This is a genomic window from Candidatus Thermoplasmatota archaeon (genome assembly GCA_022848865.1).
In the GTDB taxonomy this organism is placed as follows: domain Archaea; phylum Thermoplasmatota; class Thermoplasmata; order RBG-16-68-12; family JAGMCJ01; genus JAGMCJ01.
In genome coordinates this window covers 13317-36137 of record JAJISE010000018.1, presented here as the reverse complement: position 1 = coordinate 36137, position 22821 = coordinate 13317, and the positions used below count along the sequence as shown (strand labels likewise).

Here is a 22821-nt window from a genome sequence, read left to right as displayed (position 1 = left end):
CGCCATCGTTGTCGTCGTCGATGTCGTCGTTGTTCCCGGTCCCGTCGCCGTCCGTATCGCGATACTCGTTCGGATTGAGCGGGAAGTCGTCATCGATATCCAGGACGCCATCGTTGTCATCGTCCGTGTCCGCGTTGTTGCCGATGCCGTCACCGTCCGTGTCCTCCCACTCCGTGGGGTCAAGCGGGAAAGCATCGACCTCATCCACGCGGCCATCATTGTCATCGTCCGGGTCGGCGTTGTTCCCGACGCCGTCAGAGTCCGTGTCCCTCCACTCGTTCGGATTGAGCCGGAATGCGTCGTTCCCGTCCAGCACGCCGTCGTTGTCATCGTCCGGGTCGAGGTTGTTGCCGATGCCATCACCGTCGGTGTCCTCCCACTCGAACGGGTCGTAGGGGAAATCGTCGATGTCATCCGGATAGCCATCATTATCGTCGTCAAGATCCGTGTTATCCCCTATGCCATCACCGTCGCTGTCCGTGTACTCATTGGCGTTGTACGGGAACTGGTCGGCACCATCCGGCACGCCGTCATTGTCGTCGTCCGGGTCAGCGTTGTCGCCGATACCGTCACCGTCGAAGTCCGCCCACTCAGTGGGGTCGAACGGGAAGGCGTCCACGTTGTCGGGCACGCCGTCGTTGTCATCGTCGTTGTCGAAAGCGTCCCCGGTGCCGTCATTGTCCGAGTCGTAGTCAGGTATTGCCGCCAGGACCATCGTCGTCGGCGACTCGTTCGGGACATTGTCCTGGGTCGATATCTTGTAGAAGTACGTGAGACCGTTGGACACGCTCGTGTCGATCCAGTGGTCATTGCCTGACGGGACCTGCGCGAGGAGAGTATAGCCCATCGCGTCCATGCTCCTGTAGACGTTGTAGAACGCGAGGTCCGGCTCCGTGTTCTCGGTCCACAAGATATCCAGCGCATTGCCCGTCGGGACGAGCCTTATCATGAAGCCCGAAGGCGTTACGGGCGACACCGTGTCCACGACGGAAACGGTCTTGTTCGCGGCGTTGTTGGTCGTTATGTTCTCGTTCGGGACGAAGGATGCGTCGACCTCAAGGAAGTAGTCGTTGCTGACCATCGGCGTCCACATGAAGCTCACGTTCTGAGATGTCAGCGTTGGAAGCGCAGGTATGAATCTTGAATCCTGAAGGATTCCATCGATCGAGAAGTTCACGACTATGCTGAACTCGTCGTTGAGCCCGAGGTTCCAGATCGTCGTGTTGACGAAGTAGGTCCCCGTCCTCTCCACGACGTCCGGTATGTCCAGCGATTCCACTGCAACGTCATGGTCGACCGAGATAGGATTGTAGAGAATGATGTTCTCCAGGATGGGGGAGTATCCCAATGCATATCCAAACTCCAAGGTCTGCATGGACGCTATGACCGTCCCCCCGCCAAACCTGTACTCGATCAGAATCATGTTTCCGGTACCCGTTTCCTCGATGATCACTTTGGGCGAGCCCCCGGTTCCGGTTATGTAGCCGTGCGTAGAGAACCACCAGTTGTCTATCTCGGAGTCCGTTATGACATGCGGCACGTTCACCATCTCATGGCCGTTGTCCACGATCGAGAGCAGCTCGATTCCTTGGTCGCCGATGGATGTGAGACCGCCGGGCATGGTCAGTAGGTTCCAGTTGTCCGCGAAATAGGTCGCGCCATTCATCTGGAACTTCTTTCCCCCCGAGATGTAGCTCTCGAACCATGCACGGTTGGCCTCCACGTCCTGGTAGAAGGCCAGGTCCTGACAGGAGACTATGATTATCTTGTCGTAGCTCGAGAGGTCAACGACACCCATGTCCGACGACCCGAAGACGTCATACGAAATCCCATGCGATGTCAGGACATTCTCATTGCTCAGGGTTCCCCAAGCATCCCTGTCCTTGAACAGCGCAACGGAGCCGAGTGGCGGAGCCTCCGCGGGTCCAGGTATCAGAATGACCAGTGCGGAAAGAACCATTATCGCTCCCAAAAAGTAGGCACACAAACTTCCACTAATCTTTCTCATTTCAATCCTCCATTCCCAAACAGACCTGGAGCATCGCCCCATGCCTCGAGTCCATAAGCTGGGGCGAATTTAACATTGTCGGTCGACCTGGAAGGACCTTCATGCGACCGGTAGAAACCCGAAGTATGCAACTATAAATAGAGCCGCCAGGATAAGCCAGCGGGATGGATCTATTCGGCACGACTCTCGACCCCGAGGTGGCCATTGTCGTCAAGCTGGGGATATCCATCGCCCTGGGAGGCTTGGCGGGTCTCGAGCGGGAGTATGCGAGGAAGGACAGGACCGCACGGGAGTTCGCGGGGATCAGGACGTTCATCCTCATCGCCATGATGGGCACGATCTCGGCCATGTTTGACGTTTGGTTCTTCGTTGTATCCTTCATCGCGTTCTCCGCCCTTGTTGCCATTTCATACTACGCGTCGTCACAGAGAGGATCGATCGGCGGCACGACCGAGGTGGCGACTCTCATCATCTTCATCGTGGGCGGTCTCGTCTACTTCGAACACCTCATCGCAGCAGCCACGGTTGCCGTTGTGACGACGGCGTTCCTGTCGGTCAAGCCAGCTCTGCACAAGCTCGTGAAGAAGGTGAGCCGAGAGGATGTCTACGCGACCCTGAAGCTGGCGATATTGACCATAGTCATTCTCCCGATCCTCCCCAATGAGGCTTACGGCTGGCTCGGCGTCCTCAACCCCTTCTACATATGGCTGATGGTCGTCTTCATCGCGTGCATCGGGTTCGCCGGATACGTCGCCGTGAAGGTCCTCGGAGGCAAGAAAGGCGTCGGGCTGACGGGACTGCTCGGCGGCCTGGTGTCCTCCACGGCCGTGGCGTTGGCCTTCTCCCAAAGAAGCAAGGAGAACCCATCACTGACCAGGTCCTTCGCGATCGGGATAACCGTAGCCTCCATGATGATGTTCCCGAGGATCCTCCTCGAGGTGGCTGTGCTCAACCACCCCCTGTTCTGGATGCTTCTCGGCCCGATGGTGGTCATGACCATCGTCTGTGCCGTGGCGGCCGTCGTTCTCTTCTTCAGGAAGGAGGTGGGAGAGACGGAGGAGGTGGAGCTCAAGAACCCTTTCAGCGTCCGACAGGCCCTCAAGTTCGGCCTGTTCTTCGCCATCATCCTGTTGGTCGCAAAGGCGGCGCAGGTCCACTTCGCGGACACTGGCATCTACGTCGCGAGCGCGCTCTCCGGCCTCATGGACGTCGACGCGATAACGCTGAGCATGGCAAGACTGGGCGGCTCCTCCATCTCCAACATGACGGCGAGCATCGCCATCATCCTCGCCGCGATATCGAACACCCTCGTAAAGGGAGGGATCGTAGCCGTCCTCGGGACCAGGCAACTGAGCAAATACATCATCGTCATCTTCGGCCTCGCCGTGGCTATCGGCGTCGTCTCATCCGTGGTCCTATACTCGTTTGCCTAGGGATGCGCGGCTTGCGGGTCCGAGCAAGCTCCCGCTGACAGCCCAAAAGGGTTAAGAAGAGTCTGCCTATCGTGGTGAGCATGGAAGCTAATTTCCTTGGCGGGGCCCACGAGGTCGGAAGCCTGGCATGTCTCTTGAGGAACGGTCCCGACGAGATACTGCTCGACTACGGGATGACTCCCGCCAAGCCACCCAAGTACCCGAGGCCCGCGCCTCCGGTTGGGCATGTCATGCTGACCCATTCGCACATAGACCACTCGGGCATGATCCCCTGGCTGTGCGGCAGGCACGACACGAGGGTCCTCGCGACGCCCATGACATTTCTCGTCGCGGAGATGCTGACCCATGACACGCTCAAGATCGCGGAGTACGAGGGATACCCCAAACCCTACGGTAAGGAGGACATCGAGCGGATGCGGGAGAACTTCGAGCCGGTCCTCTTCGACGAGGTCATCAGGGTCGGCGATACGGAGGTCCGCGTGCATTCGGCGGGCCACGTACCCGGGGCAGCCATGTACGAGATGGTGGGGGACAAGAGCGTCCTGTTCACCGGCGACATCCACACGATACCCACGGGACTCGTGCGAGGGGCCAAGCCCGTCAAGTGCGACGTACTGATTCTCGAGTCCACATACGCCGGACGGGACCACGAGAACCGGCAGAAGGTGGAGTACAAGTTCCTCAAGAAGGTGGAGGAGATCGTCAACCGCGGCGGGAAGGTCATAGTCCCCTCGTTCGCGGTGGGAAGGACGCAGGAGGTCCTCCTCTCCCTCGCCAACAGCAACTTCGAGGTCTGGCTCGACGGCATGGGCCAGGCGATCAACAGGCATTACCTCAGCATGCCCGAGTTCCTGAGGAACCCGAAGAAACTCAGGCGGGCGGTGAGGAAAACCAGGATGGTGAGGAGCCCGAGGGCGAGAGGGATGGCCCTGAAGGGCGACGTCATCGTCTGCACGAGCGGGATGCTGGACGGCGGGCCCGTCCTCGAGTACATCAACCGCGTGAGGAGGGACAAGAAGAGCGGGATACTGCTCACGGGCTACCAGGTGGAGGGGACCAACGGCCGGATGCTCCAGGAAGAGGGCAAGATCAACCTCTACGGCGCCACGCAGGAGATCGAGTGCGAGGTCTGCTCCTTCGACTTCTCCGCGCACGCTGGACATTCCGAGCTGCTTACGTTCATAGAGCGCTGCGACCCCGACAAGGTCGTCTACTGCCACGGCGACAACCGCGAGGAGCTCGCGAGCCAGGTGGAGGGCAGGGAGAACGTGCTCCCGGTCGAGGGCGAGTGGATGGAATTGTAGAGAAACGATTTAATATCGCAGGATGATGGGCTCACGATGGACGCTGCCGCGTTTCTGAAGGAGGACCTCGGGCACGGCGACATCACCTCCGATGCCCTGATCGGCGATGTGGACGCCGAGGCGATGATCTTCGCGAAGGAGGACTGCATCCTCGCCGGATTGGAGGAGGCCGCGGCGATATTCGGTCATCTGGGTGTCGAGACGGAAACGGATTTCCGGGACGGACAGAGGATCGGGAAGTTCACAAAGGTGATGCTGCTCAGGGGCAAGGCCAAGGCGATGCTGGCGGGCGAAAGAGTTGCGCTCAACTTCCTCATGAGGATGAGCGGTATCGCGACCCAGACATGGGAGCTCACGAACAAGTGCCGCGAGAGGAATCCAGACGTGAGCGTAGCGGCCACGAGAAAGACCACGCCAGGGTTCAGGTTCTTCGAGAAGAAGGCTGTCATGCTCGGAGGGGGCGACCCGCACAGGTTCAGGCTGGACGACGCGTTCCTCATCAAGGACAACCACCTGAAGGTCGTCGGGTCCGTGAAGGAGGCGATCAAGCGGGCCAAGGCGGGACACTTCAACAAGAAGGTCGAGGTGGAGGTCGAGACGGAGGAGGAGGCCATGGAAGCAGCTCAGGCAGGAGCTGACATAATCATGCTGGACAACATGCCTCCGGACATCGGAAGGGTCGTGGCGGGGAAGATAAGGGAGATCTCGCATTGCACGATCGAGGTCTCCGGCGGGATCAACCCGCAGAACATCGTGGACTACGCGGACTACGCGGACATCATCTCCCTGGGATGGATAACGCACTCCGTTCGTGCGATAGACTTCTCGCTCGAGATCAAGGAGCTCAGCAGAAAAGGGCTCTTAGAGCGGGCGACGCGAACTTGAGCAACCTGGGCTCCTTCTTGACGAGCCGCCAGCCGATCTTCGAGGGATAGTCCATGTCCCCCTTCTTCGTTATGATGTCCAGTATGTCCTCCCTGTCGATCAGGCCGAATATCGTCTCGAACTGCTTGTCGCTGAGCCTTGCGAAGGCCCGGTGGAGCAGGAGTCCCCGCTTGACCTCGGCCCCCACGCGCTCGAACCACGCCTTCTGGTAGGCCGACAGGGAAGCGCGCGAGCAGTCCTTCGATTCCAGCGCGTCGACGAGGGCCTTCGCGCATTCCTCGGCAGAGACGAGGCCCGTGTAGAGTCCCCCGCCGCTCGTTGCCTTGACCTGACAGGCCGCGTCCCCGACTATCACGACGTTGTCGTCCACCGTCCTCTTGGAGAGGCCGAAGGGGATCATCCCCGCCTGATAGGAAAGGGGCTCCGCCCCCTTGAGCATCTCCGAGACCAGGGGGTTCGCGAGGAACCTCTCGAAATGCTCGAAGGCGCTGCCCTCCCTGACGCACAGACCCACGCGGACCGCGTCGCCCGCGGGCACGACCCATGCGAAGAATCCAGGCGCGACCTCGTTGCCCACGTAGAGGCTCACCATGTCCTCGTCGAGCTCCCCGCCGAACATCTCGGCCTGGAACCCTGAGACCGTGATCTCGGGCTGCGACAGGTCGAACCACCTCGCCACCCTGGACTTGACCCCGTCGGCGCCGACCAGGATCTTGCACTTAGCCTTCTTCGTCTCCTTGGAGTGAGTGAGCGTCACCGTGACCCCATCGGACGACCTCTTTGCGGCGATCGCCTGAGTGTCCAGAAGCATCTCCGCCCCCGCCCGGGATGCGGCCTCCGCCAGTCCTCGGTCAAACATGGCCCTGTCCAGGACGACGGCCCTCTCGTCGGTCCCACCGATCGTTATCCTGTGCCCGCCCGGGGAGAAGAGGTGCGCCCCCTTCAGGCGGCCGAGGACGGTCCTCTCATCGGTCGCGAACTCGAGAACGCGCTTCGTGACGAGCCCCGAGCACTGGACGGGTTCGCCTATCTCCCTGTGCTCCTCGACAACGGCGACAGAGAAGCCATCACTGCAGAGCCGTCTGGCGATCAGGCATCCAGTCGGTCCCGCGCCAACAACCAAGACGTCGAATTCCATCTCAACCCGCCGATCAGCTCTCATTCCCGCCCGTGTGATATCATTATGGAGAGGAAGTCCTCCAGATGCCTCGCGAGATAGGGATTGTCCGTGAACCCGCAGGCGTTCAGGTCCGGGCTCGCGAGGAGGGCCTCGCTACCGTCCACGATGATGTCCGTGGCGATCAGCCCCTTCCGGAAGTGGACCTCGGCGCCCTCGGGCACCTTCTGCCCAGGCTCCGTGATGACGATCACCCTGATCCCCCTTCGGATCGCCGCCTCCAGCCTCTTCATGTGAGCCTCCCTTATCTCGGAGAACGTCGGGGTGGCGACGACGAACTTCTCGGAGGACTTGTCCACGAGCTCGCCGATCTTGTCGATGACCCTGCTCTTGCCTGTGATCGTGAAGACCAGCTGAGGCTCGCCCTTGTCGCGTGCGATCTCGTGCACCAGGCTCAGCTTGTCGAAGGCGTCGGACACCTCGCCGAGTATCTTCTTCTTCATCCTCTCGGGAAGTTCCGGCTTGTAGACGGACGGCCTTCCGGACGTGGAGAAGGCGAACCCCTTCGAGCAGAGCGACTGGAGCGCCTTGTAGGACGAGGTCCGGGGGATCCTGGCGGTGCCCGCGATCGTCTCGGCATCGCCGAATCCGTGTGCGACGAGAGCTATGTAGACCCTCGCCTCGTAATTGGAGAGGCCCAGCGTATGGAGCACGCCGACTATCTTGTCGTACTCCTCCATCAGGTCAACGTCACCGACTTCCATGCTCCCGACGGACATGACGCACTGGACTTGAAAAGCTTTTCATTGAAGCGATATCGGCTCAGGAAACTATTTATCTCTGGCACTTATTTCGTGATTGAGATGGACCGCCACGCTCTCCAGCACTTCTGCATTGTTGTATTCCTGACCCTTCTTGTCTCACTCTTCCTCAGCGTCGTTTCCGCCCAGGGGAACCGCATCATCGTGACCACGGACGTGGAGATGATCGGGACCACGGGCCTCTCTGGTGGAGGGCACATCTACTTCACGGCGGTTGGCGCCGAGGCCCTCGACCTCAGGGAGAAGATACTCTACCGCTATGATGACGGTGACGGAGTGATCGAGGTGGACGAGGCCTTCGCTTACTCGCAAGACGTCCAGGACTACCTGGAGAGACCGCCCTCGGGGGCGTACGGCACCGACTACAGATACGGACGCATCAAGGAGGTGACCCTGGATGAGGGGAACTCGGAACCGGGAGTGCAGCAAAGCTCGAGCGGGCTCGTGGGCTCGGACGCGAGCACGACGGGGAGCCTCAGCATCACGCACAGGTTCACCATGGAGACCAACCAGGCCAGGAGGACCTACGTTCAGGACGAGATAGCGATCGCCCGAGCGTTCTATGACGTGTTCTCAGTCAACCTGACGACCGATTTCGAGACGGTATTGGGACCGTACTTGTACTTCCCGTGGCCCAACCCCGGGGGAACGCTCTACGCTGGCAATGTGACGACATGGATGTACGAGAACGACACGAGGATGGTCATGGACTCCGAGTACCTCCGATTGAATTCCTCGACCGAATGCATCCTCAATTTCAGCTACACTGGAAACGTCGCCAACGGAGGAGACTACCTTGCCTTCCTCACGAGCGTGGACGGTGTGAACTGGAACGAGATATACAACCTGTCGGTTTCCAATGGCACATCCAGCTGGATCCCTGTGAGCCTCGACCTGACAGAGGACCACGCGGGAACGGAGTTCTTCCTCAGATTGCTCTTCAAGTCTGATTCCGTCAATAACGCGGAGGGCTTCAGACTCAACGACCTCGCCGTCATTGCGCCGAGCACATACGAGGGCAGCATTGAGATGCACCACACGGACTACCTGCTCGGCCTCACGAGCTTCCAAGACGTGGCCGCGAACAAGGGGACCGTGCACATCATCCGCACGCCTGGCGGGATGATCCTCTCGTACACGTCGGACTTCGACTACGCCGCCAGCGGCCAGGACAAGACCGTCTTCGTCGACTTCGACGTCTTCGAGAACCCGCAGATCCTGTTCATACTCATCTTCATCCTGACCTACGCCATGCTGTCGGCCCAGAACAAGTCATACATGGTCTTCAAGATGGCGCACCCGAGGCGCTATCGGGCGGGAGCTGTCAAGATCAAGTGGCTCCACATCCTCGGCAAGGTCTTCGTCCTGCTCTACATCATCTTCTATTTCTTCCCCTCCCTCCTCGTCTTCGTCGGCGCTGGGGTATACCTCACGGGGTTGTTCATGTGGATCTTCACTATCGCGACCTTCGTAGCGATGGTCGTCATGACGAAGGTGATGTACGACAGGAAGACGATGATGATACCGCCAGCCGTGGAGGAAGAGGACATACACATCACTGTGGAGGGAGCGGCCGTCAGCGAGCCGGAGGCGCCGCCACCGCCGCCGGTCCACTCGACCCTGGCGTGCACGGTCTGCATGGACGAGATCACGAGCCTCAGGGAGGCCGTCCGCTGCAAGTGCGGGCAGATCTACCACAAGAGCTGCGCCACGAAGGTGGCCACTTGCCCGGCGTGCGGGAACGACCTGGAGGTCGACGAGGAAGAGGAGAAGAAGATGACCACGGCGAAGTGCAGCTCCTGTTCCGAGGTGGTCCTCATCGAGGAGGGCGCCGACCTGATGAGGACGATGTGCGAGAACTGCGGTTCGGCACTCAAGGTCGTGGAGCCGGGCTACAACCACCTAGTGGTGGGCGACACGCCGACGGTGGCGTACGAGCAGTTCAACAGCCTGATGAAGAAGAACCTGGCGGGGCTGATCATCTCGACGACCTACCCGGAGAAGCTGAAGAGGGAGATACCGATCGAGAACGTCGAGCTGTACTGGCTGACGGACACGAGCTCGGATTTCCAGACCCTTGACCCGAAGAGGCTGGACTTCGAGATAATGAGGGCCATAAGCAACTTCGTGAAGAAGTCCGAGGGCGGCGTGATACTCCTGGACGGCCTGGAGTACCTCGCTGTGGAGAACGGGTTCGAGGTTTCGCTCAAGTTCATAAAGAAGGTGAACGACCTCTGCTCGATCAACGACGCGACTCTGGTCGTCCCCATAACCCCGCTGTCGTTGGCACAGGACCAGCTGTCGATGCTGAAGAAGGAGTTCGACAGGGTGGAGGACGTCACAGGTCCTTAGACGCGGTCCCCTTTTTCATTCCCACGGTTCGCAGAGCGAGTGCTCGACGCCGAGACTGTCAAGAATCCTGCCGACGACGAAGTTCACCATGTCCGCCACCGTTGACGGCCTCGTGTAGAATGCGGGCATCGCTGCCAGGACGGTGGCACCGCAGTCCGAGAGCCTCTTCATGTTCTCCAGGTGGATCGAGCTCAGCGGCGTCTCGCGGGGAACGAGAACGAGCCTCCTCCTCTCCTTGAGGAACACCTGGGCGGTCCTGCATATCAGGTTGTCGGCGATCCCGCACGCTATCTTCGAGAGGGTGGACATGGAGCAGGGGACGATGACCATCGCATCGAACCTCGCGCTGCCGGAGGCCATGGGGGCCGTCATGTCGGCGGGGTCGTGCACGTGATCCGCCAGGGCTCTCATCCCATCCAGGCCGATGTCGGACTCCCGCTCGATGACCTTGACGGCGTTCTCGGAGACTATGAGGTGCTTCTCGGCGTCGAGCTCCCTCAGAAGGGTCGTGGCGTACGGCATGCCGGATGCGCCCGTGACGGCGATGATTATCCTCATGAGAGCTACTGCGTGACTATCTCAAAGCCTTCCTTGTCAACGATGACGGGATAGTACGCCCTGTCGTGCTTGGTCATCCTCATCTTCACGACGCTCAGGAAGAGGTTCACGTTCCTCTCGTCCCTCTGCATGTCCAGATGGAAGATGCCGTCCGCAAGGAAATCCTCGACGCCGTACTGGCCAAAGAGCTGCTTGTCCGGGTCGAGCATCTCCGAGACGAGGAAGGTTGTCACGTCCAGGTCCCTGATCCTGTCGAAGAACATGAAGACGTCGCTCCTTGGCGTCTTGAAGTCGGTGATGGAGTACAGCGCTGCGAGCGAGTCGAGCACGAACAGGTTGCAGCCGTACTTCATCTTGTAGTTGTTCACCGTCGTGATGATCGACTGCGGCCAGTTTATCTCGGCCTGCTTGCCCTGGTCCTCGAGCTCCTTGCGGAGGCGGGCCATGTCCACGACGACTATGCCGCCCTTCCCCGTGATCTTCCGCGGGTCCATCCCTATCCGGACCATGCTCTCCACGAGGCTCTTGCGGTTCTGCTCGAGCGTGATGTAGACGCCCCTGAGCCCGTTCTCCTTGGCGTTGTGGTAGAGGATGTTGAAAGCGATGCTTGATTTCATCGTCCCTGCCCGTCCGCATACGAGCGTGAGGTACTTGTCCGGTATCCCGCCTTCCATCCTCTCATCGAGGCCGCCGATAAACGTCTTGATTCGTTCACTCATGGAATCAACCAAACACCCAATGCGTATCGAGAATAATAACCTTAACGATGTTCCCCGCGGGCGAGAAGTCGGAGACGCGATAACGACTGGAGGTCTGGCGGGAAACAGAAACGTTTAATATCAGACCTTGGTTCTATTTCGTTCCGCGAGGATTGGATTCGATGACAACCGCCCATGACGTTCCCGCACAGCACCTGATAGAGAAGGTCGCTGCACAGTTCAAGAAAGAGGCCAAGGTCGAGCCGCCCGAGTGGAGCGCGTTCGCGAAGACCGGGGTCCACAAGGAGAAGAGCCCCGCCCAGAACGACTGGTGGTACACGAGGCTGGCGGCGGTGCTCAGGAAGGTCTACCTCGACGGGCCCATAGGGACCGAGAGGTTGGCGGCCCTCTTCGGCGGGAAGGAGGACAGGGGGTCAAAGCCCTCCAAGGCGAGGGCAGGAAGCGGCGCCGTGGCCAGGCACTGCTTGAAGCAGCTGGAGGAGCTCGGATACGTCTCCATCGTGGAGAAGAAGGGGAGGATCATCTCTCCCGCCGGGCAGAGTCTCCTGGACAACGCCTCGCACGATATCCTCAAGAAGATGGCAAAGGTCGAACCTGAACTCACGAAGTACCTCTGAGGTCTGAGATGGAAGAAGACGAGGAACTTGAGGCCCTGAGAAAGAAGCGAATCGAACAGATCCAGATGGACCAGGAACAGAGGGTCTTCGAGCAGGAGCAGGCCGCGCAGATCGAGGGCCAGAGACAGGCGGTACTGAGGAAGATACTCACTCCCGAGGCCAGGGAGAGGATGGGCAGGGTCGCCCTCGCCTACCCGGACATCGCACGGGGAGTGGAGAACCAGCTGATAGCTCTCGTTCAGACGGGAAGGGTCAAGTCCGTCATAGATGATGTCGGGCTGAGAGAGATACTCAGGAAGGTCATGCCGAAGAAGAGAGAGATAAAGATTGAGAGGAGATGAGATGGCACGGAACAAGCCCCTCGGAAGGAAGCTCAGGCTGATGAAGGCGACGAAGAGAAACAGGAGGGTCCCCGCGTGGGTCATCCAGAGGACGAACAGAAGGTTCCTCCGCCACCCGAAGAGAAGGCTCTGGAGACGCGGACGCCTCAATAGGTGATCCCATGGCAGATGAAGAGGATGAGAGGATCCTGACCATCCCGCTGAGGATGGTCATCAACGTTCCAAGGAAGAAGCGTGCTCCGAGGGCGATGAAGGCGATAAAGGAGTACGTGATGAAGCACATGAAGGCGGGCCCCGAGGATATTTGGATAGACGCCCGCGTGAACGAGGCCGTGTGGGCGCGGGGGATCGAGAAGCCACCCGGCAAGATACGGGTGAGGGTCATCAAGTTCGAGGACGGACTCGTCGAGATTTCCCTTCCGGAGGGCTGATGTCCCCTTGATAAGCAAGCTCGATTTCACTGGTAATTCGTATGTGGGGGTCTTCAGCTCGGCGAGCGAGCGATACGTCGTGTGCAATCCCAGCGTTCCCGCCAAAGTAGTGAAAAGGGCCTCGAAGTCGCTGGAGAGCGAAGCTGTTGTCACCACAATCGGCGGCTCGACGATTCTGGGCTCCCTGATACGTTCCAACTCGTACGGTTCCATGGTGACGAACTTCGTGAGCCGCAAGGAGCTCGATGAACTGAAGATGCTCAAGCCCGTGGTGATAGACCACGTGCTGAACGCCGTCGGCAACAACATCCTATGCAACGACAACGGCGCGATGGTGCACCCCGGTTTCGGGAGAAATACGGTGAAGCTGCTCAAGGACGCGCTCCAGGTCCCCGTTGTCAGGGGCGTGATCGCCGGCCTCAAGACGGTCGGCTCGGTGGCGGTCGCGACCAACAAGGGCGTCCTATGCCACCCCGACATCACGGAGGCGGAGAAAGGTGTCCTGGAGGACGTGCTCAAGGTCCCGGCGACGATAGCGACGGCAAACTACGGAACGACGTATATCGGGGCGTGTCTCGTGGCGAACAGCAAGGGGGCCGTCGTGGGCACGGCGACGACGCCCATCGAGATCGGGAGAATAGAGGACGGTCTGGTCCTATACTGAGCCTACAGCGAGAAGACCCAGATGTTCATCTTCCCGCCAAGGTCGTCCCGCTCGAAAGAGACCTGATTCCCGACGCGGATGATCTGCTCCTCCGGGAAATGCCCGAGGAAGTCGTCCACGGGGCCGATTGACAGGGACAGCCCCCCGATGCGGTAGTGCATGGGCACGCACACCTTGGGACGCAGTTCCCTGGCCACTTTCGCGGCCTCCTTGTCCCCGATCGTGAAGACGCCCCCGACGGGGATGAAGAGCACGTCCACTTCCCTCATCTTGGCGAGCTTGTCCTCAGGCGGTACGTGCCCGAGGTCCCCGAGATGGCAGAACTTGGTGCCGTCCAGGTCGATGAGGAAGGCGTTGTTCGTCCCCCTCTTCTCGCCACCGGACCTGTCGTGGAAGGTCCCGATGGAGCTTATCCTCGCTCCCTTGACCGTGCCGCTGAAGTCCGAGTCTATGACCTTGGGATTGCCCCGGACGATCCGGGCACAATTGTGGTCCCAGTGGTCATGTGATATGAGCACTAGGTCTGCCATGACGTTCGGCTGCCTTATCCCTATGGATCTGCCGTCGTGAGGATCAGTCACGATGGTGATGTCATTCGAAATCTCGAAACACGAGTGTCCGTGCCACCGAATCTCCAACCCGATTCCCCCTTATTCCCTATGATTCAAAGACGGCCCCACATATCGGGCACTCGAGCTCCTCCTCCCTGAGAGCGGTCTTGCAGTCGGGGCAGGCATACTGGACCGTCTTCCTCCTCGGACCTTCGGCGACGAGGACCGGACGTCTCGACGCGAAGGCGCCCTCCACGGCGACGTTGCCGAAGATCACGATGAGAACAGCCCCCAAGACCATGGTAGCTCCTGCGAGCACCCTGTCAGCCACGAGGAAGAACGAGAGCATGTAGGTCGCTATCCCGGCGATCACGGCTATGACGGATGAAACCATGACGGCATTGCTCCTCCTCTCGAGTCGGACAGGGGCCACGGTCTCGATCGACCTGCGGGTCCTCTGGCCTATCGGCTCTTCAGGAGCTGTCTGGAGGACCTCCGTTTCGACGACGTCACGGGCGATCTTCGAAGGCTCTGCTTCCGATGAGCGTCTGGGCTCAGACCGGACCATCGGTTTGAGCGTCATGTTGAGACGTTCCTCAAAGCCGCCGTCGACTGCGTGCGTCAAGTCCTCCTCGGAAGGTCCACTTCCTCCGATCAGAAAGCCGCAGGACTCGCATATGTTCCTGTTCGCGTCCGTCATCTCCCCGCAGTTCGGGCAGCGCATCAGATCAGCGATGTCGCCGAGGTCGCGTATGGAATTCACGGCATCCTCGAGCTCCTCTTCCTCTGGCATGGGCCTTTTCGCATTATCTTCTCTGACCATATAATCGTTTCGACATCGTTATCGAGGAACGAGCTAGATAATTTCATATAGTTCCTCTCACGATAGAGCGGGCGCCATGAAGGCTCTCGTCCTTTGCGTCGACAGAGACGACGACATCGGCGTGAAGGCCGGCATACCAGCACCAGTGATTGGGAAGGATGAAAACCTGGCGGCCGCAGTGAAGCTCGGCCTTGTGGATCCGGAGGATGCCGATGTCAACACGATTCTCTCAGCTGTCGCCATGTACAACGACCTGACCGAGAAGGGCATCTCGGCGGAGGTCGCGACGATATCCGGGGACAAGAACGTCGGTTACAAGTCGGACAGGGAGCTAACGAGGCAGCTCAACGAGGTCCTCGACGAGGTCCAGCCGGACTACGCCTACCTCGTGAGCGACGGTGCGGAGGACGAACAGGTCTTCCCCATAATCGCGTCCAGGATCAAGGTCAACCACGTGAAGAGGGTGTATGTCAGGCAGAACCCGGAGATCGAGAGCGCCTACTACAGCGTCATCAAGGCGCTCAAGGACGACAAGATCAAGAAGAGATACGGCACACCCGTGGCTTATGTACTGTTCATACTGGGTGTCCTCAACATCATCCCGTTCTTCTACGCTCTGTTCGTGAGCGGTGTGGAGATCATTCCCACGCTCCCCGCCCTTGCACCGGGGCTCATCGCTCTCGTTCTGAGCATCTACATGTTATCCAGAATCCACTTCGATGAGGGCTTCGTGAGGACGACCGCAACGAGGACGAAGGACGGCGTGCGCGACGTCAGGAGCTCCATCATGTCGGGCGACTTCACGGTAATCTTCAAGGGTGTCACGATGGTGATGATCCTGATTGGCCTCATCATGGGCATCTCCGCCGGCACGACGCCCGATGTCCAGGGCATTTCACAGGCGATATTCATCTTCTTCTTCACGGCCATATGGTGGTTCATACTGGCCATGTTCGTCTACGAGCTGGGCAGCGTCGTGGATGCCTACGCGAAGAGAAGGAAGTTCCCCGCATCCTTCGTCCCGATAATGGTCTTCTGGCTCGTGATGAGCTTCCTCACTCTGATCTTCTTCGAGGCCATTCGCCTCATCGTCAGCGCGGTGGACCCGTACATGACGACCGTGATAACGGTGGAGATCGTGTTCGGGCTGGTCATCACGGTTCTGGGCTTGGCGATATACCGCATGATCGCGCCGAGGGTTCCTTCGGAGGACCTCTGGCGGCACTAGGAAGGACTGGCATGGAATTCTCCCGCTGGGAAATCTACTACGACCAGATTCTGGCGGATTTTGGCTACAGCCGAGAGGAGGACGAGCGGGCGGCCCGGGTGCTCTCCGGACTGCTCGAGGGCATGTCCTCGTCCGCAGACGATCTGCGCGTGATGATCGAGGGTAAGCTCGTGACGGTCGCCGGCGACGCGGAGTCGCTCGGGCGGGAGGTCGACAGCCTGGCGGGCGTTGTCATATCCGCGGACGAGGCGACATCCGTTCTGCTCGCCCACGACGTGGTCCCCGACGCCTTCACGACGGACCTGGACGGGAAGATCGAGGACCTTGTGCGGGCGAACCTGCAGGGGGCGGTGGCCATAATCCACGCCCACGGGGACAACATGGACGCGTTGCAGGAGCACGTGGGCAAGTTCGAGGGGCGGGTCATCGGAACGACCCAGGTCGAACCGTTGGGCGGGATACTCAACTTCGGCGGCTTCACGGACGGGGACAGGGCGGTTTTCATTGCCGACCACTTCGGCGCGGAGGAGATAAGGCTCGCGGGATTCGACTTCGAGAACCCGCGGAAGAAGGACAAGGACGTGAAGGTGAAGGCGAGAAAGCTGGACTGGGCCTATGTACTCATCCAGAGCCTCGACAACGAGAGGATCATCTTCCCATCATCTTGAAGCTGAGAACGGGTTTTCGCGCGGCTGCCACATCGTCCACACGCTTGACGGATGCATTGTGGGGAGCGTTCCTCGTGATCTCGGGGTCCTCGTTCACTATCTCCCGCATGACCTCGGCGAACCTGTCCAGCGTCTCCTTCGTCTCGCTCTCGGTGGGCTCTATCATCAGTGCCTCGTCCACGAGCTGTGGGAAGTAGGCGGTGGGCGGGTGGAAACCGAAGTCGATGAGGCGCTTGCAGACGTCCTTCGCCCTGACGCCCCTCTCCTTCAGACACGAGGCGCTCGCGACGAACTCGTGCTTCCTGAGCCCGTTGTAGGGGATATCCAGCACGCCCTCGAGCTTCGAGCTCAGGTAGTTGGAGTTGAGAACGGCCCGGTCCGATACGCGCTTGAGCCCGTCCCCTCCCTGGAGCTTGATGTAGGCGTACGCCTTGAGAAGGACGGCGAAGTTCCCCAGGTAGGATCGCACCTTCCCGATGCTCTTCGGGCGGTCGTGCTCTAGATAGTAGCGTTCCCCGTCGTAGGCGACAACGGGCACGGGGAGGTATTCATCCAGCCTGTCGACGACGCCGATGGGACCCGCACCGGGTCCGCCTCCCCCGTGGGGCGTCGCGAACGTCTTGTGAAGGTTGAAGTGCACTATGTCGAACCTCATCCTGCCGGGGTTGGTGCGTCCCATTATCGCGTTGAGGTTCGCTCCGTCGTAGTACAGCACGGCCCCGGCGTCGTGCACAATCCTCGCAATCTCCAGGATGTCGCTCTCGAAGAGCCCCAGCGTGTTCGGGTTGGTTATCATGAACGCCGCGGTCTTCTCCCCGACGGCCTTCTCCAGAGCGGAGAGGTCCACGCGCCCCTCGTTGGACGGGATCTCTATCACCTCGAAGCCCATCATGGCGGCGCTCGCGGGGTTCGTGCCGTGCGCGGAATCGGGGAGGACCACCTGGGTCCTCTTCTCCCCGTTGTCCTCGTGGTGGGCGCGTGCGACGAGTAGTCCCGTGAACTCGCCCTGGGCACCGGCCGCGGGCTGCAGGGTCACGGAATGCACACCGCCCAGAGTGGCGAGCATGCCCTGGAGCTCGTACAGGATCTGAAGGGCGCCCTGGACCGTGGACCAGTCCTGCTCGGGATGCAGGAACTTGGCCTTGGGCGAGGAGGCCACCCGCTCGAGTATCTTGGGCGTGTGCTTCATCGTGCACGACCCCAGCGGGTAGAACCCTGTGTCGACGCCGAAGTTCATCTGACTGAGCCTGAAGTAGTGACGCGTGACCTGGGACTCGCGCAGGTTGGGTATCCTCAGCTCATCCCTCAGCAGAGGCTGCGGCAGCTCGCTCTCGGGTCCGTCCTCCCCAACCGTGTCCTCCAGCTCGAGGATCAGCGGGACCTCGTAGCGCGCCTGGCGGTAGCTCACCTGACCCCCTCCAGCGCCCAGACGAGCCTGTCGATGTCCGATGTCGTGTGAACCTCAGTGAACGCGAATAGAGCGGACTCCTCCAGCTCCGGGAAGTGGGACTTGAGAGGGAGCCCGCCGTGTATGCCAGAGTGCAGCAGGTGCCTGTGAACGGCGTCGTAGGAGACCTTGGACCTGACAACGAACTCGTTGAAGTACTCCGCCGAGAACGCGGGGGCGAGGTAGTCGTCGAGCGTGCCGATGCGCCTCGCCGCCTCCCGTGTCCGCGCAACGCACTCGTTGGCGACCTTTCTGAGCCCGTTCCTTCCCAGGACCGAGATGTAGACCGCGGAAGCGATTGCCATCAGGGACTCGTTCGAGCAGATGTTGCTCGTCGCCTTCTCCCGCCTGATGTGCTGCTCCCTCGTCTGCAGGGTCATGCAGAAGGCCCGGTTGCCGTCGGCGTCATCGGTGATCCCGATCACCCGCCCGGGCATCTTCCTCACGTGCTTCTGGAGGCATGCGAATATCCCCAGGAGCGGCCCGCCAAAGCTCGGATAGGAGCCGAGCATCTGACCCTCGCCGACGACGATGTCAGCGCCGTGGTCCCCCGGCGGCTTCAGCAGCGCGAGGGATATGGGGTTGACGCCGGCAATGAGCATGGCGTCCCCTGAGACGTCCCTCACAGCGTCGAGCTCGTCCTCAACAATACCGAAGAAGTTGGGGCTCTCGAAGTACACGCCTGCCGTCTGGTCGGAGACGAGGCTGCTCAGGTGCTCGACGTCTATCTTGCCCGTCTCCTTGTCGTAGTCGAACGCCCTGACCCTGATCCCGGGGCCCTTGCAGTAGTTGGCGAGGACGCTGTGCTTGTCCCAGTGCATCGCCCTCGGGACGACTATCTCGCTCTTGCGGGTCAGGCGGGCGGCCATGAGCGCTGCCTCCCCGATGGCGGTCGACCAGTCGTACATGGACGTGTTCGCCGCCTCCATCCCCGTGAGCTCACAGATCATGCTCTGGTACTCGAACAGCGCCTGCAGCATTCCCTGGCTGGCCTCGGGCTGGTACGGCGTGTAGGACGTGTAGAACTCCGAGCGGGAGAGGATCTCATCGACGAGCGCGGGCACGTAATGGTTGTACACCCCTCCGCCGAGGAAGGCCGGCATCTCGCTGATGCTCTTGTTCCTGGAGAGCACTGCCCCGACCTCGTTGAGGACCTCCATCTCGCTCTTGCCAGGTGGCAGGCCGATCTCCTCGACCCTGATTTCCTCGGGGATGTCCTCGAAGAGCTCGTCGATGGATTTCATGCCTAGCGACCTGAGCATCTCGTCCTCTGAGTCCATGTAAACCCTCTAGGAATTGCCTATGCACTATAAATCTTCACCCGCCAGACGCGACCTTGATGAGCTTGACCCTGTCACCGTTGCTCAGGACGACATCCATCGGGACCGGGCTGCCGTCCCTGACCAGGATGTGCGCATCCGGCTTCAGGTCAAGCGCGCGGACGACATCGAATCCGCTGGCCTCGTCCGGGAACTTCATCGTCTTCCTCTCCCCCGAAGGTAGCAGTTCGACGTGGACCTTCATACCGATAGTGTTATTTCCGCATTCCCTAATAGCTTTTGCACCAGGCCGAGGTAGCTAAGTCCGGTCTACGGCGGTGGCCTCGAGAGTCTCGACGATCGAGACAGCCACTGGTGCTTTGCACCGCGGGAGTTCGAATCTCCCCCTCGGCGCTCTTTGCTGGCGCGGCAAGGTGATGCTTCCGCGGTCTGTCATCTCCCGCCCGCTCATTCGCGAGTCCACTAGTGGCATTGGAATCGACTCGAACGGTCGCAACCAGAGCCCAAACGCAAAGATTATAAGCCCGAACTCAGCTTGTCAACATCGGTTGGGGAGGATATGAAGAGGTCAATCTTAGTGTCTCTTCTGGTACTCACATCGGTATTCGCGATAGTGACTGTGCTACCAGAGAGCGTGAGTGCGGTAACGCGCTATGTGGGCGGGGCGGGCCCCGGGAACTACACGACAATACAGACGGCTGTGAACGCGGCCAATCCAGGCGACACCGTCTACGTCTATGGTGGGATCTACCGGGAGAACATAGTCGTAACCAAGTCGGTCTTCCTCAATGGGGAGAGCAGGGAAACGACCATAATCGACGGCCATAATGGGCCGGAAGGAATCCTATTCGCTGCCAACTCCGCGACCGTATCTGGATTCACCATCACCAACGGTTATCCCGGTATCAGAATCGGGGCCGTCGACAACTGCGTCGTCTCTTCGAACATCATCTCCAATGGCTACAGGGGCATCGACGTGTTTGACACGGATGGAACAGTGATTGTTGACAACATCATCTCCTCGAACGGCTATAATGGCATCGAACTCTCCACCTCGGGTAATGCTCACGTTGCGAACAACGTCGTGTCCTCGAACGAACGTTCTGGAATCTACATGGACTCGTCGGTGGGGAACACCATCGAGAACAACTTCGTGTCCAGCAACCAGTGGGGCATCTACTTGGATTCGTCCAGCAGCAATGACATAGTCGGAAACACAGCTTGGAGCAACTACTATGACCGCAGTCCATCATGGGGCTCCGGGATTTGGCTCGTGTCCTCTAGCAGCAACCGGATCGAGGGGAACACGGCCTCGTCAAACTACAGGACCGGCATACGTCTCGAGGAATCCGCAAGTAACGTTCTCATTGGAAACAAGGTGTCCAGCAATGAGTACGGCATATACCTCAAGTTGTCGAGTGGGAACACAATGAGTGGCAACCAGGTGTCGCTGAACGGTTATTATGGCATCTATCTCGAATCCTCCAGCAGCAACACGATGGATCAGAACAGCATATCCTCCAATGATGGCGATGGCATTAGCCTTCGTTCCTCGGGAAACAACACGATATTCGGCAACAGCATCTCTTCGAACCGCTACAGGGGATTGGATCTCTACCTTTCTGACAGCAATCGGATGTACCACAACAACATAGTAGGGAACCGAGATCAAGCGTACGACGATGGCGCGAACCAGTGGGATGACGGATACCCCTCGGGTGGCAACTACTGGAGCGACTATGTGGGGACGGATCAATTCAGCGGATTCGACCAGAACCTGCCCGGCAGCGACGGAATAGGCGACTCATTGTACTATATCCCTGTCGGGAGCAGCGTCGACCACTATCCGAAGGTGAACCCCAACGTGGTTCCTCTATCCCCGCCCTCCCAGCCGCAGAATCTCGAGGCAACACCAGCAGACGGCCAAGTCACCCTCACCTGGGATCCCCCTGCCTACGACGGCGGCTCACCGATTCTCAACTACCGCGTGTACCGGCGGATAGACTATGATAACCAGGCCTTTCTAGTTCAGATAGGGAATGTGCTCACGTACACCGATGAAAACCTGACGAACGGCCAGACGCATAGCTACTGGATCTCCGCCAGGAATCAGGTGGGCGAGGGGTTGGAGACCGAGGATGTCTACGCGACTCCGGCGACGGTGCCCGGCCCGCCTCTGGGTCTCGCTGCCATGGCGGAAAGCAGGCTGATCACCCTCACCTGGATGCCGCCCTCTGAGGATGGCGGGTCTCAGGTCACGAACTTCAACATATACAGAGGTATAACACCCGGAGTCGGGTCGCTTCTCGCCGAGGTCGGGTACGTCCAGCAATACGTCGACATAGGACTGACCAATGGAGTGACTTACCACTACACGGTATCCGCGATCAACGAGGTCGGCGAGGGTGCCATGTCCGAGGAGGTCAGTGCGACACCGGCAGCAGTCTTGACCGTTCCGAGTGTGCCGACGCGGCTCACGGCTTCCGCGGGCGACCGCCGGCTGACGTTGACGTGGGACGCTCCGACGGACAACGGCGGTTCTCCCATCACCAACTATGCAGTCTACAAGGGGCCCTTCTCCGGGGGCGAGACGTTCCTCGTCGAAATCGGGAACGTTCTAACATTCACCGAGACGGGCCTGACGAATGGTCAGACATACTCCTACAGGATCTCAGCAAAGAACGCCATCGGAGAGGGCTCGAAGTCGGACTCTGTGAGCGCGGTGCCGATGGCGGTGCCCGGTCCTCCGATCGGACTTGGGGTCTCGGCGGGGAACAGTCTGGTCACGCTCACTTGGATTCCCCCGATCGATGATGGTGGCTCTCCGGTCACGCACTACAGCGTCTACAGAGGAACCTCCAGTGGCAACGAGACATACCTGACTACGCCGGGGAACATCCTCACGTACGAAGACGTTGGCCTGACCAATGGTTTGACATACTACTATCAGGTGACGGCGTCCAACGTTGTCGGTGAAGGGGAGATCTCATCCGAGGTGAGTGCCAGACCTTCGGCCTCCCATCAGAACCAGATGCCCTCGTGCGCCTTCATCAGCCCTTCAACGGGCGAGACCGTCTCGGACAGGCACGCGGTCATTGGGGCCGCGACAGACTCTGACGGGACTATCGAGTTCGTCGAGGTCAGAATTGGCGGTGGCGGATGGATAGAGGCAATCGGAACGACATCGTGGAGCTACGATCTGGACACGACGGTCTTCTCGAACGGACAACACACCGTCTACGCTCGGTCATTCGACGGCACCGACTACTCGGCTCTCGCAACCGTGACTTTCACCATCAGCAATGCTGAGGAACGCCCTCCGGAAACCCCTTTGCATGACCAGGTATGGTTCTGGGGGCTGCTAATTCTGGTTGTCGTCACGGCGGTCCTCCTGTTGCTCTATCTCAGAGAGAAGACGAAGCCCAAGAAGCCAACCACGTCTCGGGAGACAGAGGAAGAGCAGGCCAAAGGGCGACGAATCGACTAGCAGATGTTGCGACCGCTCGAGTGCGATTTCTCGAAGCCTCCTATGCAGAGTTGAAACGGAGTGGGTACGGAGGAGTTACGGAGGAGA

General features: G+C 59.8%; 22 protein-coding genes and 1 tRNA gene. 13 read left to right on the top strand and 10 right to left on the bottom strand.

Annotation, left to right across the window (positions count from 1 at the left end):
- Positions 1-2008 (bottom strand): thrombospondin type 3 repeat-containing protein (locus LN415_05020; GenBank protein MCJ2556453.1); only part of this gene is annotated, 2008 nt, incomplete at its 3' end.
- A gap of 164 nt (positions 2009-2172) precedes the next feature.
- On the opposite strand from LN415_05020, the gene LN415_05015 reads away from it, so the two are divergent.
- From LN415_05015 to nadC, 3 genes are all read left to right on the top strand, one after another.
- Complete coding sequence (locus LN415_05015; protein ID MCJ2556452.1) at positions 2173-3441, top strand: MgtC/SapB family protein; 1269 nt, start codon at positions 2173-2175, stop codon at positions 3439-3441.
- 80 nt (positions 3442-3521) lie between these two features.
- Positions 3522-4745: an MBL fold metallo-hydrolase gene (locus LN415_05010; GenBank protein ID MCJ2556451.1), complete on the top strand. Its 1224-nt coding sequence runs from the start codon at positions 3522-3524 to the stop codon at positions 4743-4745.
- Positions 4746-4781: 36 nt separating this feature from the next.
- Positions 4782-5630: a carboxylating nicotinate-nucleotide diphosphorylase gene (nadC, locus tag LN415_05005; protein ID MCJ2556450.1), complete on the top strand. Its 849-nt coding sequence runs from the start codon at positions 4782-4784 to the stop codon at positions 5628-5630.
- On the opposite strand, the gene LN415_05000 is transcribed toward nadC, so the two are convergent.
- Complete coding sequence (locus tag LN415_05000; protein ID MCJ2556449.1) at positions 5590-6768, bottom strand: NAD(P)/FAD-dependent oxidoreductase; 1179 nt, start codon at positions 6766-6768, stop codon at positions 5590-5592. The two genes, nadC and LN415_05000, sit on opposite strands and share 41 nt — an antisense overlap.
- A 20-nt stretch (positions 6769-6788) precedes the next feature.
- On the bottom strand, positions 6789-7511 hold the full coding sequence (locus tag LN415_04995) for a TrmB family transcriptional regulator (GenBank protein ID MCJ2556448.1): 723 nt from the start codon (positions 7509-7511) through the stop codon (positions 6789-6791).
- Positions 7512-7610: 99 nt separating this feature from the next.
- Here LN415_04995 and LN415_04990 point away from each other — a divergent pair, with 99 nt between their 5' ends.
- Positions 7611-9920, top strand: a complete 2310-nt coding sequence (locus tag LN415_04990) for a DUF835 domain-containing protein (GenBank protein ID MCJ2556447.1) — start codon at positions 7611-7613, stop codon at positions 9918-9920.
- 15 nt (positions 9921-9935) lie between these two features.
- On the opposite strand, the gene LN415_04985 is transcribed toward LN415_04990, so the two are convergent.
- Positions 9936-10478, bottom strand: a complete 543-nt coding sequence (locus tag LN415_04985; protein ID MCJ2556446.1) for a UbiX family flavin prenyltransferase — start codon at positions 10476-10478, stop codon at positions 9936-9938.
- A 5-nt stretch (positions 10479-10483) separates the two neighbouring features.
- On the bottom strand, positions 10484-11197 hold the full coding sequence (locus tag LN415_04980; protein MCJ2556445.1) for a circadian clock protein KaiC: 714 nt from the start codon (positions 11195-11197) through the stop codon (positions 10484-10486).
- Between the two features lie 161 nt (positions 11198-11358).
- Here LN415_04980 and LN415_04975 point away from each other — a divergent pair, with 161 nt between their 5' ends.
- From LN415_04975 to LN415_04955, 5 genes are read left to right on the top strand one after another with little or no spacing between them, the layout of a single operon-like run.
- Positions 11359-11814 (top strand): 30S ribosomal protein S19e, encoded by a 456-nt coding sequence (locus LN415_04975; GenBank protein MCJ2556444.1) that lies wholly within the window; start codon positions 11359-11361, stop codon positions 11812-11814.
- An 8-nt stretch (positions 11815-11822) separates the two neighbouring features.
- Entirely contained in the window at positions 11823-12155 is a 333-nt protein-coding gene (locus LN415_04970; protein MCJ2556443.1) for a DNA-binding protein, read from the top strand.
- A 1-nt stretch (position 12156) separates the two neighbouring features.
- Positions 12157-12312, top strand: coding sequence for a 50S ribosomal protein L39e (locus LN415_04965; protein ID MCJ2556442.1), 156 nt, complete (start codon positions 12157-12159; stop codon positions 12310-12312).
- 4 nt (positions 12313-12316) lie between these two features.
- Positions 12317-12586, top strand: coding sequence for a 50S ribosomal protein L31e (locus LN415_04960; protein ID MCJ2556441.1), 270 nt, complete (start codon positions 12317-12319; stop codon positions 12584-12586).
- A 7-nt stretch (positions 12587-12593) separates the two neighbouring features.
- Positions 12594-13250, top strand: coding sequence for a translation initiation factor IF-6 (locus LN415_04955; GenBank protein ID MCJ2556440.1), 657 nt, complete (start codon positions 12594-12596; stop codon positions 13248-13250).
- A gap of 2 nt (positions 13251-13252) precedes the next feature.
- Here the strand turns inward: LN415_04955 and LN415_04950 are convergent, their stop codons facing one another.
- The gene (locus tag LN415_04950) at positions 13253-13888 is read right to left on the bottom strand and encodes an MBL fold metallo-hydrolase (GenBank protein ID MCJ2556439.1); all 636 of its coding nucleotides are present in this window, start codon (positions 13886-13888) and stop codon (positions 13253-13255) included.
- Positions 13889-13907: 19 nt separating this feature from the next.
- Positions 13908-14624 (bottom strand): hypothetical protein, encoded by a 717-nt coding sequence (locus LN415_04945; protein ID MCJ2556438.1) that lies wholly within the window; start codon positions 14622-14624, stop codon positions 13908-13910.
- 76 nt (positions 14625-14700) lie between these two features.
- On the opposite strand from LN415_04945, the gene LN415_04940 reads away from it, so the two are divergent.
- Positions 14701-15852 carry a DUF373 family protein gene (locus LN415_04940; GenBank protein MCJ2556437.1) on the top strand — a complete coding sequence of 384 codons (1152 nt, stop codon included), beginning with the start codon at positions 14701-14703 and terminating at the stop codon, positions 15850-15852.
- Positions 15853-15863: 11 nt separating this feature from the next.
- Positions 15864-16520: a DUF115 domain-containing protein gene (locus LN415_04935; GenBank protein ID MCJ2556436.1), complete on the top strand. Its 657-nt coding sequence runs from the start codon at positions 15864-15866 to the stop codon at positions 16518-16520.
- Here the strand turns inward: LN415_04935 and gcvPB are convergent.
- From gcvPB to LN415_04920, 3 genes are read right to left on the bottom strand one after another with little or no spacing between them, the layout of a single operon-like run.
- Positions 16501-17928, bottom strand: coding sequence for an aminomethyl-transferring glycine dehydrogenase subunit GcvPB (gene gcvPB, locus LN415_04930; GenBank protein MCJ2556435.1), 1428 nt, complete (start codon positions 17926-17928; stop codon positions 16501-16503). The two genes, LN415_04935 and gcvPB, sit on opposite strands and share 20 nt — an antisense overlap.
- Positions 17925-19247 carry an aminomethyl-transferring glycine dehydrogenase subunit GcvPA gene (gcvPA, locus tag LN415_04925; GenBank protein MCJ2556434.1) on the bottom strand — a complete coding sequence of 441 codons (1323 nt, stop codon included), beginning with the start codon at positions 19245-19247 and terminating at the stop codon, positions 17925-17927. The genes gcvPB and gcvPA overlap by 4 nt, the downstream gene beginning before the upstream one ends.
- Positions 19248-19284: 37 nt before the next feature.
- Complete coding sequence (locus tag LN415_04920; GenBank protein MCJ2556433.1) at positions 19285-19491, bottom strand: hypothetical protein; 207 nt, start codon at positions 19489-19491, stop codon at positions 19285-19287.
- 44 nt (positions 19492-19535) lie between these two features.
- Here LN415_04920 and LN415_04915 point away from each other — a divergent pair.
- Both LN415_04915 and LN415_04910 read left to right on the top strand, forming a co-directional pair.
- Positions 19536-19640, top strand: a tRNA-Ser gene (locus tag LN415_04915).
- A gap of 166 nt (positions 19641-19806) precedes the next feature.
- Complete coding sequence (locus tag LN415_04910) at positions 19807-22734, top strand: right-handed parallel beta-helix repeat-containing protein (GenBank protein MCJ2556432.1); 2928 nt, start codon at positions 19807-19809, stop codon at positions 22732-22734.
- Positions 22735-22821: the final 87 nt, after the last annotated feature.

Bases quoted from the DNA above. Each gene is read 5' to 3' on its own strand.
- LN415_04935 (MCJ2556436.1), top strand. From the start codon at position 15,864: ATGGAATTCTCCCGCTGGGAAATCTACTACGACCAGATTCTGGCGGAT.
- nadC (MCJ2556450.1), top strand. From the start codon at position 4,782: ATGGACGCTGCCGCGTTTCTGAAGGAGGACCTCGGGCACGGCGACATC.
- LN415_04995 (MCJ2556448.1), bottom strand. From the start codon at position 7,511: ATGGAAGTCGGTGACGTTGACCTGATGGAGGAGTACGACAAGATAGTC.
- LN415_04985 (MCJ2556446.1), bottom strand. From the start codon at position 10,478: ATGAGGATAATCATCGCCGTCACGGGCGCATCCGGCATGCCGTACGCC.
- LN415_04920 (MCJ2556433.1), bottom strand. From the start codon at position 19,491: ATGAAGGTCCACGTCGAACTGCTACCTTCGGGGGAGAGGAAGACGATG.
- LN415_04940 (MCJ2556437.1), top strand. From the start codon at position 14,701: ATGAAGGCTCTCGTCCTTTGCGTCGACAGAGACGACGACATCGGCGTG.
- LN415_04980 (MCJ2556445.1), bottom strand. From the start codon at position 11,197: ATGAGTGAACGAATCAAGACGTTTATCGGCGGCCTCGATGAGAGGATG.
- gcvPA (MCJ2556434.1), bottom strand. From the start codon at position 19,247: ATGGACTCAGAGGACGAGATGCTCAGGTCGCTAGGCATGAAATCCATC.
- LN415_04965 (MCJ2556442.1), top strand. From the start codon at position 12,157: ATGGCACGGAACAAGCCCCTCGGAAGGAAGCTCAGGCTGATGAAGGCG.
- LN415_05000 (MCJ2556449.1), bottom strand. From the start codon at position 6,768: ATGGAATTCGACGTCTTGGTTGTTGGCGCGGGACCGACTGGATGCCTG.
- LN415_04960 (MCJ2556441.1), top strand. From the start codon at position 12,317: ATGGCAGATGAAGAGGATGAGAGGATCCTGACCATCCCGCTGAGGATG.
- LN415_05010 (MCJ2556451.1), top strand. From the start codon at position 3,522: ATGGAAGCTAATTTCCTTGGCGGGGCCCACGAGGTCGGAAGCCTGGCA.
- LN415_04945 (MCJ2556438.1), bottom strand. From the start codon at position 14,624: ATGGTCAGAGAAGATAATGCGAAAAGGCCCATGCCAGAGGAAGAGGAG.
- LN415_04970 (MCJ2556443.1), top strand. From the start codon at position 11,823: ATGGAAGAAGACGAGGAACTTGAGGCCCTGAGAAAGAAGCGAATCGAA.
- LN415_04910 (MCJ2556432.1), top strand. From the start codon at position 19,807: ATGAAGAGGTCAATCTTAGTGTCTCTTCTGGTACTCACATCGGTATTC.
- LN415_05015 (MCJ2556452.1), top strand. From the start codon at position 2,173: ATGGATCTATTCGGCACGACTCTCGACCCCGAGGTGGCCATTGTCGTC.
- LN415_04975 (MCJ2556444.1), top strand. From the start codon at position 11,359: ATGACAACCGCCCATGACGTTCCCGCACAGCACCTGATAGAGAAGGTC.
- LN415_04990 (MCJ2556447.1), top strand. From the start codon at position 7,611: ATGGACCGCCACGCTCTCCAGCACTTCTGCATTGTTGTATTCCTGACC.